12 protein-coding genes are annotated in these 14,033 nt (G+C 39.4%); 3 read left to right on the forward strand and 9 right to left on the reverse strand.

What is annotated here, in order from left to right; translation table 11 throughout:
• Positions 1 to 88 precede the first annotated feature (88 nt).
• The 8 genes from RMZ43_RS35175 to RMZ43_RS35210 all read right to left on the reverse strand — a co-directional run bounded on the left by RMZ43_RS35175 (position 89) and on the right by RMZ43_RS35210 (position 10,101).
• A complete protein-coding gene (locus RMZ43_RS35175) occupies positions 89 to 688 on the reverse strand; it encodes a pentapeptide repeat-containing protein (protein WP_322655460.1) in 600 nt (199 codons plus the stop codon).
• Positions 689 to 1,000: 312 nt separating this feature from the next.
• On the reverse strand, positions 1,001 to 1,963 hold the full coding sequence (locus tag RMZ43_RS35180; protein ID WP_322655461.1) for an orange carotenoid protein N-terminal domain-containing protein: 963 nt from the start codon (positions 1,961 to 1,963) through the stop codon (positions 1,001 to 1,003).
• A 1,600-nt stretch (positions 1,964 to 3,563) separates the two neighbouring features.
• The gene (locus RMZ43_RS35185) at positions 3,564 to 5,459 is read right to left on the reverse strand and encodes a CheR family methyltransferase (protein WP_428850997.1); all 1,896 of its coding nucleotides are present in this window, start codon (positions 5,457 to 5,459) and stop codon (positions 3,564 to 3,566) included.
• 358 nt (positions 5,460 to 5,817) lie between these two features.
• Entirely contained in the window at positions 5,818 to 6,444 is a 627-nt protein-coding gene (locus RMZ43_RS35190) for a chemotaxis protein CheB (protein ID WP_322649984.1), read from the reverse strand.
• A gap of 138 nt (positions 6,445 to 6,582) precedes the next feature.
• The gene (locus RMZ43_RS35195; RefSeq protein WP_322649983.1) at positions 6,583 to 7,452 is read right to left on the reverse strand and encodes a polyphosphate kinase 2 family protein; all 870 of its coding nucleotides are present in this window, start codon (positions 7,450 to 7,452) and stop codon (positions 6,583 to 6,585) included.
• A gap of 193 nt (positions 7,453 to 7,645) precedes the next feature.
• Complete coding sequence (locus tag RMZ43_RS35200; protein ID WP_322649982.1) at positions 7,646 to 8,128, reverse strand: hypothetical protein; 483 nt, start codon at positions 8,126 to 8,128, stop codon at positions 7,646 to 7,648.
• An 82-nt stretch (positions 8,129 to 8,210) separates the two neighbouring features.
• Entirely contained in the window at positions 8,211 to 9,497 is a 1,287-nt protein-coding gene (locus tag RMZ43_RS35205) for a proton extrusion protein PcxA (protein ID WP_322655463.1), read from the reverse strand.
• Between the two features lie 406 nt (positions 9,498 to 9,903).
• The gene (locus RMZ43_RS35210; protein WP_322655464.1) at positions 9,904 to 10,101 is read right to left on the reverse strand and encodes a hypothetical protein; all 198 of its coding nucleotides are present in this window, start codon (positions 10,099 to 10,101) and stop codon (positions 9,904 to 9,906) included.
• A 219-nt stretch (positions 10,102 to 10,320) separates the two neighbouring features.
• Here RMZ43_RS35210 and RMZ43_RS35215 point away from each other — a divergent pair, with 219 nt between their 5' ends.
• The 3 genes from RMZ43_RS35215 to RMZ43_RS35225 all read left to right on the forward strand — a co-directional run bounded on the left by RMZ43_RS35215 (position 10,321) and on the right by RMZ43_RS35225 (position 13,353).
• The gene (locus tag RMZ43_RS35215) at positions 10,321 to 11,490 is read left to right on the forward strand and encodes a tetratricopeptide repeat protein (RefSeq protein WP_428850998.1); all 1,170 of its coding nucleotides are present in this window, start codon (positions 10,321 to 10,323) and stop codon (positions 11,488 to 11,490) included.
• A 58-nt stretch (positions 11,491 to 11,548) separates the two neighbouring features.
• Entirely contained in the window at positions 11,549 to 12,115 is a 567-nt protein-coding gene (locus RMZ43_RS35220; protein WP_322655466.1) for a Uma2 family endonuclease, read from the forward strand.
• Between the two features lie 359 nt (positions 12,116 to 12,474).
• Entirely contained in the window at positions 12,475 to 13,353 is an 879-nt protein-coding gene (locus tag RMZ43_RS35225; protein WP_428850999.1) for a tetratricopeptide repeat protein, read from the forward strand.
• Here RMZ43_RS35225 and RMZ43_RS35230 read toward each other — a convergent pair.
• Complete coding sequence (locus RMZ43_RS35230) at positions 13,334 to 14,008, reverse strand: hypothetical protein (protein ID WP_322649977.1); 675 nt, start codon at positions 14,006 to 14,008, stop codon at positions 13,334 to 13,336. The two genes, RMZ43_RS35225 and RMZ43_RS35230, sit on opposite strands and share 20 nt — an antisense overlap.
• Positions 14,009 to 14,033 lie beyond the last annotated feature (25 nt).

Below are 14,033 nucleotides of genomic sequence, written 5' to 3' on the forward strand. Positions count from 1 at the left end.
AATGTTATCGCCCACCCTTTTAATTGGAGTCAAAAATCAACTACAAAAATTCTTGCCAAGTGTGAAATTGTTAATTCCGACAATACTACTAAAATCCTAGATGCGAAAGCGGCATAATTTCCGACCCTTTTTTATGGTGGGCTGTACTTAGATCAGTTTTGTACAAAATAGCTTTGGCAAGATTGGTATGACTTAGATATGTATTGCTCAAGTTTGCCCCAGTCAGGTTTGCACTACTAAGATTTGTTCCAGACAAGTTTGCACCAGTAAAGTTGGCATAACGCAAGTCTGCCCCAGCCAAGTTTGCACCACTAAGGTTGGCATAGCGCAAGTCTGCTAAACGCAAATCTGCTTTCGTTAAAGAAGCCTTGTGCAAGTCCACTTTTCTAAGAGTTGCCCGTATCAGATTAGCAGCCTTAAGGTTTGCTAAAATCATATTTGCTCCACTGAAGTCGGTTCTCCAGAGAACTGCCGCAGTCAAATTGGCTTCGATCAGGTTTGCTTGGCGCAGGTTGGACTGTGATAAAGCCGCATTAGTCAAGTTAGCTCGATTCAAATTGATTCCAGCTAAACACACCTCGCTGAGGTTAACTAAGTGCAGGCTTACTTCAGGGAAATTTCTCTCTCCTGCACAATAGCGTTTGAGAAGTTCATCAGCATCCATACATCCTGCCTTCCAACTCTCCATTTCTCACCTGAAAATTACAATATCTAATCGATAATTGCTGAAAATAGCTCTCATTCGGAGATTTTTAATAACTCCGCACTAACCTTAAAACTGTTTAACAATCTTTTACAATATTGCCGATGGTATCGGTTGCTTTCAAGAGCGATCGCACAACGAAAATACCAAATAAGCCCTTTTTTGTTTAAGCATATTGAGTATGACGCTCGATGAGTCGCTACCGCTTCTCTACGAGACGCTACGCGAACGCTAGCGGTGTTGCTCCTTCAAGTTTTTCATAGAGGCACGGCACTGCCGTGCCTCTAAAAGAGTGGTTTATTTACGTACTAGGTTGAGCAGTTCTTTCGGAGAAGCAAGTAAGTCAATCGCTACAAAAAAGATTTTGCCTTGGGGATCTATCAAAAACCGCCATGCAATATTCATCCCAACACTGGCGCCGAACCAAGGGGTTTGCACTTTGCCTGTGACTTTAACTTGTGTATAGCCATCTTCCACTGGCTCAGATATACCACGCTCTGGGATCATCTTTAATCCTTGGCATTCTTCACGCATATAAGCGCGGATTGCATCTTGACCAACAATCGGTCTTTCAAAGGGAGGTTGCAAAGCACCTTCTGAGCGAAACAGAGCAACCGCAGCATCAAAGTCATTGGCATTCATGTTATTGATATAGCCCAACACTGTAGCGTCGTTGATACCTTCAATAGTGACTTTAGTCCGAAATGCTGGTGCTGTGGGTGGAGCCACTGGCTCTGATACTTTTTTGTAACTACCAGGAGCATTCGGGTCGAATCCCATGTTAATTACAGTATTTCGTAGAATGGTGATTTGTTGACCTGAATCAGCATTGCGGATTGCTTGCAACACATCAGCAGCTTTAGGAGAAAGCTTGTAGCCTTCTGGGATAGGAGCAACGATTCCCTGAGCCATCCATTCTCCTAACTGATACCAGAAGCCCAACTTGATGTTCACGGTGAAGGATGCATAGGAACGGCACAGGGGAGTATCAGCACGGTTAGCCAAATCGTACATGACTTGCGTTTGAGCCTCAAAAGGCATCTGTTTAATTTGTTCGAGTAAGCCTTGTGCAAGGATCATGTTAGCTGCTCCTGGAGCGGCAACCGTAATACTTCTACCCATCTCGGTATAAGCAAACCAGAGTAATGCTAGTTGATCTTCAGCATTGAGCTGAGAGAATGATTCAACAACAGTTGGAACAATGTCAGCAACTAGGGTGCCGGGAAAAATACTTTGAGCCGACTGGATGGTAAAAGACATAGCAGATGTTCCCAAAAGAAAATTACAGTTGTATCGAATGTGAAAATCAAATGTGTAAAGACGGAAGGTAAATGCGTCTAGCTGTTAACAAAGGTACTTAGCAGTATTGGCGTAGACATCGCTTTAGCAAAGGCATAGCGATTTTCTTGCCGTTGATGGATACTCGGCAAAGCACATTGCAGGCTTAACTGCATAGTTATCTACAAAACCTTGATCAACAGTGGTTTAACGCATTCAGGTGCTTTTGTATCTTTATGTAAAGAAACATAACAATTTCGTTACAAATAAGCAATACTTTCTCAGTTATTAATTTATAATTTATGTTTATACAAAACATAAGTTTTACTTAAAACAGGTTATGCATAATTGCTGGCTTTGTGCGTATTAATTTCCAATAACAACGCCAAATAGCCCGTCATAGACATTACACGGCTCTACACGCATCAAATTTTGATAAATAATCTTTAACTGAAGCGATCGCCTCTTTTAAAGAAGCTAAACCGAGTCTTCTTGTGCGATCGCCCCTGTTCGCGTTCGAGCGTTATAGGCCTTTGTAAACATTGCCTACTTCCCACACAAATCCAAAATACCCTACTTGCTTAGTACGGCTTTCACTACTTTTCTTTTATGTCAATTATTTGCAAAAACATATTTGCAATAATCTATATTAATTTACAAACAATAAAAAAATGATACAAAATTTCTGTTGATGAAATTCCACAGACAGGGTTTGAGCCTATAGAGAAACACTTTAGATTTACAAATTTTCTTCAGTTGACAAATAAAACAATTTAGAGTCAAACTTATAAAAACTGATTTTAATTATCCTAGAAAATATTTAATTGGCTCACTCGTTTCTAGACCTGATTTCAAAAACTTTAAAATCATTAATATAAATCAAGCGTGGTTATTGTTTTTCACTGTCGGTCAAGATGACAAAGGGCTGGTTTTTCACTAACCTCTTAATCGTTATTGAGGTAATTGGAATTCTTTGGGTGATTTACTTCAGCCAATTGGGATGATCGAGTTTGTTCATTTTAGTGTGTAGTAACTTCAATTGAGGTCTTGGATTTGAATACCAAGACTTATTTTCGATACATATAAAAAACTTTCTTTAGCTTTGGAAAAAGTTTGATGTTGATTGGATTTATGAAGCTTCCCAATTTATCACGGTATTGTGGATATGTAGGTTTAGAAGTAGCACAACTTGTTTCCAAATATCTTGCAGTTCAAAGTAAAACCTATGTAATCCAAAATAGAAGGATATTGATAAATCAACTTTTAAAGTCTGGTCTAGATTCTCATACAGCAAATCGAACTGTTACTGTACTTATATCAAGCCCAATTTTACAATTAACCAACAAAAATCAGTGCGCAATTAATTGGCGAAATTAACTATACAGGCAAACAAGGGACAAAATCCCATTGTTAAAGGTAGGCAAATCTCGCTACAGTCTAGTAGTAAGTCGGCACAATAAAAGCAAACTTATGTCAAGAGAAATAAACAAGGTTAAAACCCTCTTTCCCCCTGCCCCCTGCTCCCTGCCCCCTGCTCCCTGCCCCCTGCTCCCTGCCCCCTGCTCCCTGCCACCTGCCTTTTTTAATCTTGCTGCCGCCGTTCTTCCACTCCTTGAATAGAAATTATACTGCTGACACTCTCTACATCTGCCATTATCAAAACTGCTCCCTGCATTTCAATGCCAAGCAATGGAGCGATCGCCAGGTAACATTTTATTTGCCTACCCCGACGATTGGTAGCATCAATGATCATTTCTTGAAACTGTTTTTTTCCCGATAGGGAATCGCGGATGGGCGATCGCAACTGCTCGACGGGTAGGCCAATGTCTAAGCTGAAAATAGACTTTCCTAAAACTTCATCAGTTCGCAAACCCCATAAATCTTCTACCATGTAATTCCAAATTGAGATGGTAAAGCTGCCATCAATTACTACTATTCCAGTTTGGAGACTTCTGAGAATAGAGATCAGGAAAGTATTAGTGCGATTCAGTTCTGTGGTGCGCTCGCTCAACTCGCTATTAATTGTCTGTAATTCTTCATTAGTAGATTGTAATTCTTCATTCATCGTCTCCAATTCTTCGTTAGTAGATTGGAGTTCTTCGTTGGTAGTTTCTAATTCTTCGTTGGTGGATTGCAGTTCTTCGTTGGTAGTTTCTAATTCTTCGTTGGTGGATTGCAGTTCTTCGTTAGTAGTTTCTAATTCCTGTCGGGAGCGTTGTAGCGCCTTTTGGAGTTGAATATAACGGGTGACATCATGAAAAGCGATACTTACACCTAAGAAACTGGTGTCGGTGTCTTTCAAAGGCGTAATTTGTACATCCAGATATTGGGTTTCTGTGTTGGACAAATAGCGCTCTACATTTGTTAGGGTGATGGGGCGGCGTTCATTATAAGCCCGTTCAATTAGCGATCGCAACTCAATTGGTCGATAAGAAAGTTCTAAATCCTGGAAGGGACGAGCTAAATCTCTGAGGGAAAGGGCAAACATATTCCGCGCTTGCTCATTCGCCAGCACCAGAATTCCATTGTTATCAATGACTACTTGGGCGATTGGTGCTGTGTCGAAACCTATATCTCGCAACCGGAGGTGTCGAGGCAAACGGTTGCTAGATTCGTCATCTACTGAATTTGTCATAATTAAGAGACGATTGCGGATATTAACCGACGATACCTTAGTAAATATCCGGTTTTTTAAGTCTAGTGGCGTAAACAGACTCGAATGCATTAATAGCATCTCCGCTTTTCCCAAAAACAGATAGCCTGCATCAGTTAGTGCAAAATGAAACCGGGCGAGAATTCGTCCTTGAGTCTCAGAATTAAAATACATCATCGTATTGCGGCTAACCAGCAAATCTAAGCGCGAAATGGGCGCATCTTGAAGCAGATCGTGGCGACCAAAAATTACTGAGCGGCGCAAGTCTTGGCGGAAGACATAGCGGTTCGCGACAATCTCAAAGTATTTCTGTCGCAGTTGATCTGGCACAGCCTGAATTTCTTTTGCTGAATACGTAGCAATGCGTGCCTGGTTGAGAGCCTCTTCATCTACATCTGTGGCATAGATTTTCACTCGTTGGCGAAATTCGTCTGCTCCTAATCTTTCAGCCATCAAGATTGCCAGGGTATAAGCTTCTTCCCCAGAAGCACAACCAGCGCTCCAGATGCGGATTTGGTCAGAACTTTTTTTATTTTTAATCAGATTAGGGAACACTTGCTCTGCTAGATATTCCCAAGCTGATGGATCTCGAAAAAAAGCGGTGACGTTAATTAAAATAGTGTTGAAAAGATAATTGAATTCTTCTGGATCAACTTCTAGGTAATCTAAATAATCTCCAAAGTTGTCTACGCTCAATGACTGCATTCGCTTGCATACGCGACGCATCAAAGTTGAGCGCTTATAGCCTGTAAAATCGAATCCCCGGCTTTGTCTAAGATAAACTAGTAAATTTTCAAATTCGGGGTCTTTTTCTGGGGAAGTCATAGGGTAGGGGCAGTGGGCTGGGGGCAAATGAGTGGAGTTATGAACTGTGTCTGCGAGTATCAAAGACTCGTCCACGAGGAAAAAAGACTCATTAAAGGAGTTCTAAGCCTCATTAATGACGTTAACTCAGAACTTGCACCAGTCCCAACAACCGCCTCAGAATTCATTCTGAGGCTTATATATAGCTAAAGTCTTCTAAAGAAAACTGAATAAGGAAGGATTGGAGTCTACTTGAGTGGACTTACGCTATTAGCCAGAGAATTTATTCTCTGGTGGGAAAGTGGGCAGGTGCAAGATATAACTTGAACTATGTTGACACCAAGTTGCATTTTAAAATATATTTCTTCAGCCCCTCAGCTTAGTAAAATTCTCCCATGACTAAAGTTACTAGGGTGCTGGAAATTTCATCGAGGGGGAGAATAAAATCTACGTTGCCAGTTTGAATTGCGGCGGAAGGCATCCCAGAAAATTCGGCGGTTTTTGTGTCTTGAACAATGATGATACCGCCCATTTTCTTAATCGCTTCTACTCCCATCGCGCCGTCACTACCCGTTCCAGTTAGCACAACACCGATGGCTCTATTTTTGTAAGTGGCTGCAACCGATTTAAATAATAGGTCAGCCGAGGGACGTAAAAAATGTACTGATTCCGACTGTGATAAGGAAAGAGTGCCATCACCGTTAACCAACAAGTGATGATTAGGTGGAGCAATGTAAGCCGTTCCTGGGGTAAGGCAATCTCCCTCTTGTGCCTGTTTGACTTTAATAGCCGTGCGCCGACTGAGAATTTCTGCCATGAACGACGGATGTTCGGGTGCGAGGTGTTGCACAATAGCGATCGCGGCTGTAAATTCTGGAGGTAGAGTCGATAACACTTTAATTAAAGCAGTTAAACCTCCTGCGGAGGCTGCGATCGCCACAATATCAAAGGCAGCATTATGAAAGTGAGGTAGATGATTTTTGGCATTTTCTGCCATCTGAGTCATGATTTTTTGGCTGTCACTATTCAGACAAACTTCTTTGATTACAAAAATAATTAATAAATTTAAAGATAAATTTTAAATTTAAATCCATTACACAGTATATTTATGTTACTTTTACCTTTTTTTTATTAAATAGATAACTCAATCCTCCTGTTCTAAAATGCGTTTTGCCTGTAAAAGTTGCTGTTTATGTTCCTCACTAACTGTTGGGTATTGCAGATTTAGTTCTTCTAATTTTGTGCAGATGATATTGGCAACAGTCAGTCGTGTAAACCATTTGCGATCGGCTGGAATAATATACCACGGGGCCCATTTAGTACTAGTATTATTAAAAACTTCTTCATAAGCATTCATATAATCATCCCAAAAAGCTCGTTCTCGGGCATCGCTATCTGAAAACTTCCAATTTTTTTCAGGAAAATCAATCCGTTGTAAGAAGCGTTTTTTTTGCTCTGCTTTTGAAACATTGAGAAAAAACTTCAGGACAATAATACCATTATTTACCAAATATTTTTCAAAGTTATTAATTTCTTTAAAACGCTGCTTCCATATTTTATTCCCTTCAGGTAAGTGGGGAAGTTGTTGTTTTTTCAGCATTTCTGGATGGACACGAACTACTAGCACTTCTTCATAGTATGAACGGTTGAATATTCCAATTCGACCTCTTTCTGGTAAAGCCTTAGTTGTTCGCCACAGATAGTCATGGTCTAATTCTTCCGCACTGGGCCCCTTGAAACTAAACACCTGAAATCCTTGCGGATTTACACCAGAGGTCACATGTTTAATTGTGCTATCTTTACCAGCAGCATCCATTGCCTGAAAAATAATCAACAAGGAATATGTATTTTGAGCGTAGAGAATATTTTGGTAATTTGCTAATCGTTCAATATCTGCCTGTAATTTAGTTGCAGCATCAGCTTTTTCATGAAACTCAGTCTTATAGGCTGGATCATAGTTTTTTTTCAGAGAAATCTTTGAACCTGGTGGAACAATGAAAGCATCGTGATTCATAAGTTTTAACCAATTCTGAGAGTTTAAGTCCCTCTTCAATCATCGGCAAGCTTTGTGATTCTTTCTAAATTCCTGTTATAAAACTTAATGACATAGGCGTACCCCTATTCTCAAGCAAAATAGGTGCAGTGTCAGTCTGTAACACGCTACGCGAACCCGTAGGTTGTTACGAATTACTTTTACTCAGCACTTACTATTTTGATTTCCGTCGCCTTGGCATAGGACGCATCGCTTCACGTCCCAACATAAACATCCCTGCAACACCCAAACTGACAAACCAAACATATTGATACCAGTACTGCCGAATTTGCTCACCCGCCCTGAGTTCTGGACGCAACGTGTTTAAGTACAGCAGCAGTACTAATATCATTAGCGCCCCAAAACCAACAAAGCTTAAGCCAATACCAATTCGTGCATGTCGCAGTTCAAAATCACTAATATTGTCTAGGTCAATTTCTGCCAATTCCTTAAAAGAATCGTCTGCCAAAGATGACGCCGCATGGAATTTATTGCTCAGTTTTGGTGGCAAAATCAGCGACAGTGTTGCTACGGTTGGGCGGCGTAGCAAAGCCTCAGTATCTCGCAGCAATTCTAACGGCTTACGGCTAGTAGTTGGTTGAGCAAAATCTATGTTGTCTGTAGGAGTTGGGGCATTAGCTTTGCTTTCAAAATCCATAGTACACTTCAGAAGAACCAGGATATACATAGCCTAGCGAATCAAGAGACAAATACGCCAAAATAATTACGAATTAGCAATTTCAATTACCCTCGTCCATCTCTTTTAATGTAGCTAATGCCGACGGAGATAAGCGACTCAGATAACTAAATATCCAGTATTTAAAGATAGTGTTTAAAATTACCGGAAATGTAGCAATAAAGAAAAATACTATGGTTTTATTGCCCGGTAGCCCTAAATGTTCTGCTAATCCTTCAAGAATAACCTCCCACCCTTCTGGTGAGTGAAATCCTACAAATAAATCTGTAGAGAGAATGATTAAAAAAGCCTTAGCACTATCACTTAGTCCATAAACAATATTATCTAGAAAAGATTTTACAAGCACAATTTCTTTTTTGCTTATGATGATAATTATACTAAAAGAAATTAGTGATATTAAATCAGCGAATACATTACTAATAACACTATTCTGTTTTATATGAAATTCCTCAGCTATCTCAATGGCTCTATCTTTTATCTTTTCTGTTATTGCTTCTGAAGAAATTGGTGGTGCTTGATTTAGAAAATATTCAAACCTTAGGATTTGTTGATAATGATGTAATTCATGGAGAGCTTCTTTTTCCATATCAGAATTGAGAAAAGCTTGATTTATACTGATTTCTCTGTTTTTTTCTAATATGGGATATACTAAAAAGTTTTTAGATAATTGTTGGGTTAAAAATGGTACAATAATTAACGTTAATATAAATCTAATAGAAATTTTTGTTCTATTTTTAGAAAGTCGGTGATTTCTAATAAACTCTTCTTCGGTCTGCGGTACAAAATCTACTTTGATTCTATTCAGTCTTTGACCCATAGACCTCGATAGTAATCTAGCTTGTTGATATGGAGGTTGAGGTTGGGTCTGATTAAGATTAGATGATAACTGTTTGTTGACTTCGCTCTGGTTAACCTGTAGTGGTTGAGAAATTGAGATTAACGCATTGTTGCTAATTATTTCATCTTTTAAAGCGTACCTCTCTACAACTTCATCAATAATTTTGAGATTTTCTAACAATACAGAATTGGAGAGATTTAAAATTTTGCGACTAAGACGAAACTCTATAAGTCTTAATTTGATAATAGTTAAATTCTTATCGAGGTATCCTTGCCAATAAGACATCACATTTTCAGTATAATTTACTGATTGTGAAGATATTTTTTTGCCGTCAAAATGTTCTATTTCAATGTTTTTAATTCTCTGAGCGGCTTGTTGAGCTTCTAAGAGTGCCCTTTCTGGTGTATCTAAAAACCAAACGTTAAGCGATCGCAAATAATCTTTAAGATTTTGGCGAAATAAATTTGCTGTTCTGCCGAAGGGGTTTTTCATTATATATGATTCTCTATATAATGCGTATAATAGTTATATAAACATTAAAAAATGGTAATATCTAGTTTAAAATATTATTAATCATTAACCATAAATATATTAGATAACTTTATTATTTTGAGTGTAGACGTATTTAGAGGATTAGGTACAGGGAAGGGGCGATTTTCTATAATTTTAAATCGACTCGGATCGCCATTATCGGTAAAGACTAGTGTGACATGAATACAAAATTACACTTTATAGCTTAATATAGCAAGCTTTGTAGAGACTTAGCCTGTTAAGATTTTTTAGCCTTATTTAGAAATATTGTCAAAAAACTAAAATATATCTTGAGTTAGTTTCAGTTAACTTGTCTAACAATTCAGAAGGCAGAAGTACAAGGGCAGAGGGCAGAAGGAACCCACCCTTACTCATAGTGGTATTGAAGCAAGGACGCTGTTTTTCCTCGCGCTGCGCGCCTCGAAAAACATCTTTGTTTAAACTGGGCTTTAAACCCAGAACTAAAGTTTTTATTTATCTTTTTCTTCCCTTCTGCCATCTGCCATCTGCCCTCTGCCTTTCTTTGTAAAACTTGAAGATTTTTGATTAAGTAGTCATTAGTCATTGGTGCATACCCCGTCTCTTGCGATGCTCTGAGCAAGTCTTTGGGATAAAGCAGTAGGGGATAGAAAGAGTGGGAGAGTAACTCTTGACAAATAACTGTCCTTTGTCAAAAACTCGCCTTATGATGGTCTGATGCTATATCGGCACAAAATAAAAGTTGGTCATTACAAGCAAAAAATTTGAACCAGAATTTATTGACAATATGAAACTCAGTCTGTGCATGATTGTGAAAAATGAAGCAGCAACACTGCCTAAATGCCTGAGCAGTGTCCGAAAAGTGGTAGATGAAATGGTAGTCTTGGATACAGGCTCAATTGATCGCACTCCGAATATTGCTCAACAACTCGGTGCGAAAGTCTATCATTTTAAATGGTGTAATGACTTCAGTGCTGCCCGCAATGCCGCTCTAAAATATGTCACTGGAGATTGGATTCTGGTATTAGATGCTGATGAAACTCTCGCACCAACAATTGTACCGCAGTTGCGAGAAGCGATCGCAAGAGACGAATACCTGCTCATTAACCTCGTTCGCCACGAAATTGGTGCAGAACAATCTCCCTATTCTCTGGTTTCCAGGCTGTTTCGCAATCATCCAGATATTCGCTTTGACCGTCCTTATCATGCCTTAGTGGATGATAGCGTATCAGCAATTATAGCCAAAGAACCTCATTGGCAAGTAGGTTATTTACCAGGAGTGGCACTTTTACACATAGGATATCAAAAAAGTGCGATCGCTCAAAATAACAAATATGCCAAAGCAGCTACAGCAATGGAAGGGTTTCTCGCTACTCATCCTGATGACCCTTATGTTTGCAGTAAATTAGGGGCATTGTATGTGGAAACTGGGAAAATTACCCAAGGTATGGAGTTGCTCAGACATGGAATTACTACTGCTGAAGAAAACTACGATATTTTGTATGAACTCCACTACCATTTAGGCATTGCTTACAGTAGGTTGCAAAAATTCCCACAGGCTATTTCTCATTATCAAGCTGCGATCAAATTGCCAATTTACCCCATGCTCAAACTAGGAGCATACATTAACTTGGGTAACTTACTCAAAGCAGCAGGAGATTTAAAAGGTGCGAAAACTGCTTACGCCACAACTTTGAAAATTGACCCTAATTTTGTTTTTGGACATTATAATTTGGCGATGATATTTAAAGCTTTGGGTTTATTTACAGATGCGATCGCATATTATCAAAATGCGATCGCCTTAAATCCCAACTATGCCGAAGCCTATCAAAATTTAGGGGTGGTGTTGCTGAAAGTTGGCAATCATCAAGATAGTTTAACAGCTTTTAGAAAAGCGATCGCCCTTCATGAAAGGTATAATCCCGAAGAGGCGAAGAGACTGCGCCAAGGTTTGCAGGAAATGGAGTTAATGTAAAGGTGAGGGGCATTAGGAATTGTGAATTGACATTATTATCAATATTTTAGGGGTTCGGATGAGTCAAAGTATTGATGAACGGATACGTTGGACAAGTGCAGACTTAAAGTTATTGCCAGATAACGGTAATCGGTACGAAATTATCGATGGGGAATTATTTGTGACTAGGGCACCACATTGGGGACATCAGAAAGCCACAGCAAATATTTGTGGAGAATTAAGAGATTGGTCACTCTCAACAGGTCTTGGTGAGACTGTGCCAACACCAGGAATTATTTTTACTGATGCAGATAATGTTATTCCCGATGTAGTTTGGGTAAGTAAAGAACGCCTTGCCATTTTACTTGATAATGAAGGACATTTAACAGGAGCGCCAGAACTGGTTGTAGAAGTACTTTCTCCTGGAGTACAAAACGAGCGACGCGACCGGGAAGTTAAGCTAAAATTATACGCTTCTAGAGGAGTTCAAGAATATTGGATTTTGAACTGGAAATTACAACAGGTTGAAGTATATCGCCGAGAAAAAGCAGTTCTGAAATTAGTGGCAACATTATTCGCAACAGATGACTTATCTTCACCTCTGTTACCGAATTTTGTTTGCACTGTAGCGCGGTTATTTGTATGAATGCGCGAAACTTCGAGCTTACAATTCAGAACTTCAAGATCGGAACACAAAACATAAGGCTGAGAACCCTGAACACTGAACATCAGGTTAAAAGACTTGCAATTAAAAAATGTTCAGTAGCGTAATGGACTATTTTACATATTGTGATGCTTATACCAATTCTATATGAAGATGCATAGAATATTAAACGAACCGCCAAGTACGCCAAGAGCGCCAAGAATAAAGAGTTAACTTATTTAGTACCTGTATTATTTTGTATAATCACTCAACAATAACATTTATTCTTTATGTTATTTATAAGAAAATTCTTGTTTCCTCAATTGTCGATAGAGGTTGCAAAAACCTTTGCCATAGGAGCCTTGACTACATTTATCACTACTGTAACTATTAATCAGCCCAGTTATGCTATCGACATAAAATTATTGGTAATTGGTCTAAGTGATGCTTTAAAAGTTGCGACACTCACGGCTGAAGACTTCTTTAATCAGGGTTTGGATAAGATAAAGAAAGGAGATTTGCAAGGAGCGATCGCAGCTTATACTGAAGCAATCCGCCTCAATCCCAAATATGCCCTAGCCTACATCAACCGAGGTGTTGCCCGCTCTAAATTGGGAGATGAAAAAGGGGCAATGGAAGATTACAATCAAGCTTTGCGGATTAATCCCAATGATGCCTCAACCTACTACAATCGGGGTGTTGTCCGCGATGATTTGGGAGATAAAAAGGGGGCAATGGAAGATTACAACCAAGCTTTGCAGATTGATCCTAACCATGCCGAAACTTACTATAACCGGGGAAATGTCCGCGCTGATTTGGGAGATAACAAGGGGGCAATAGAAGATTACAACCAAGCTTTGCGAATTAATCCCAACTATGCAGAAGCTTACACCAACTTGGGTGTTGTCCGTGCCCAATTGGGAGATCAAAAGGGGGCAATGGAAGATTTCAACCAAGCTTTGCGGATTAATCCCAACTATGCCAAAGCTTACAGCAACCGGGGTCTTGCCCGCGCACAATTGGGAGATAACAAGGGGGCAATGGAAGATTACAACCAAGCTTTGCGGATTAATCCTAATGATGCCCTAGTCTACTACAACCGGGGTATTACCCGCTCTGAATTGGGAGATAAAAAGGGGGCAATTACTGACTTCCAGCAAGCCGCAGATATTTTTAAACACCAAGGAAAAATAGAGGATCACCAAAAAACACTGGAAATCATCAACCAACTTCAGAAGTAGATGCTTGAGGCGTCGCATCTGTTTCGCTTTGTATCAAAATTCCCACTAAAATCTGCATCAAAATTTCTAAATCAGTTGGCACGCGATACAACATTAAATCTTGAGTTACTTTCCGTTCTTGACGATCAAAACTACCAAACTGCCAAATATCCCCAGTAGTCACAGCACCATACAAAATTGGCTCATCTGATTCTACCCATGTATCTAAAGCAATCAACTCTGTCGCTAACTGGGTAAATCCCCGTGTTAAGTCTGCTTGTTTTGCTTCTACCACTAAGATATTGTGTTTTGACTGAAGATAGTAGTCTAAGTCACCTCTAAGATACTGGTTTACTTCAATAGGGTACTCAATATTAACTATTGCTTTTGTGATGTGCGCTACTTCTAATAAAATGGGTGCAATTAGTACCTCTCGTCTAGCGGCTTCACTAGTTAGACTAACACGAGCGATCGCTTCTTCTAGGCGTTGGTGTAAATCTAGTAGTCGAGTCAGTAATTCTGAAGCAGCGACAGGTAAATTGATTGAAGATTTAGTTAAAGTTACTCCTAATTCCCGCAAAATATCAGCAGGAGCGAATTTCATTTGGAAATAGCTGCGGAATGTGTAGAATTCATTTGGTTTAAGTATCGGGGGACGGTGACGTTCAGTTGTCATTTGTCATTGGTAAAGATTTTAAGTA

The sequence above is a fragment of the Nostoc sp. CmiVER01 genome (assembly GCF_034531135.2).
Taxonomy (GTDB): Bacteria; Cyanobacteriota; Cyanobacteriia; order Cyanobacteriales; family Nostocaceae; genus Nostoc.

Coding starts and splice junctions, on each gene's coding strand:
- RMZ43_RS35175 (WP_322655460.1), bottom strand. CDS start 688: ATGGAGAGTTGGAAGGCAGGATGTATGGATGCTGATGAACTTCTCAAA.
- RMZ43_RS35180 (WP_322655461.1), bottom strand. CDS start 1,963: ATGTCTTTTACCATCCAGTCGGCTCAAAGTATTTTTCCCGGCACCCTA.
- RMZ43_RS35185 (WP_428850997.1), bottom strand. CDS start 5,459: ATGACTTCCCCAGAAAAAGACCCCGAATTTGAAAATTTACTAGTTTAT.
- RMZ43_RS35190 (WP_322649984.1), bottom strand. CDS start 6,444: ATGACTCAGATGGCAGAAAATGCCAAAAATCATCTACCTCACTTTCAT.
- RMZ43_RS35195 (WP_322649983.1), bottom strand. CDS start 7,452: ATGAATCACGATGCTTTCATTGTTCCACCAGGTTCAAAGATTTCTCTG.
- RMZ43_RS35200 (WP_322649982.1), bottom strand. CDS start 8,128: ATGGATTTTGAAAGCAAAGCTAATGCCCCAACTCCTACAGACAACATA.
- RMZ43_RS35205 (WP_322655463.1), bottom strand. CDS start 9,497: ATGAAAAACCCCTTCGGCAGAACAGCAAATTTATTTCGCCAAAATCTT.
- RMZ43_RS35210 (WP_322655464.1), bottom strand. CDS start 10,101: ATGACTAATGACTACTTAATCAAAAATCTTCAAGTTTTACAAAGAAAG.
- RMZ43_RS35215 (WP_428850998.1), top strand. CDS start 10,321: ATGATTGTGAAAAATGAAGCAGCAACACTGCCTAAATGCCTGAGCAGT.
- RMZ43_RS35220 (WP_322655466.1), top strand. CDS start 11,549: ATGAGTCAAAGTATTGATGAACGGATACGTTGGACAAGTGCAGACTTA.
- RMZ43_RS35230 (WP_322649977.1), bottom strand. CDS start 14,008: ATGACAACTGAACGTCACCGTCCCCCGATACTTAAACCAAATGAATTC.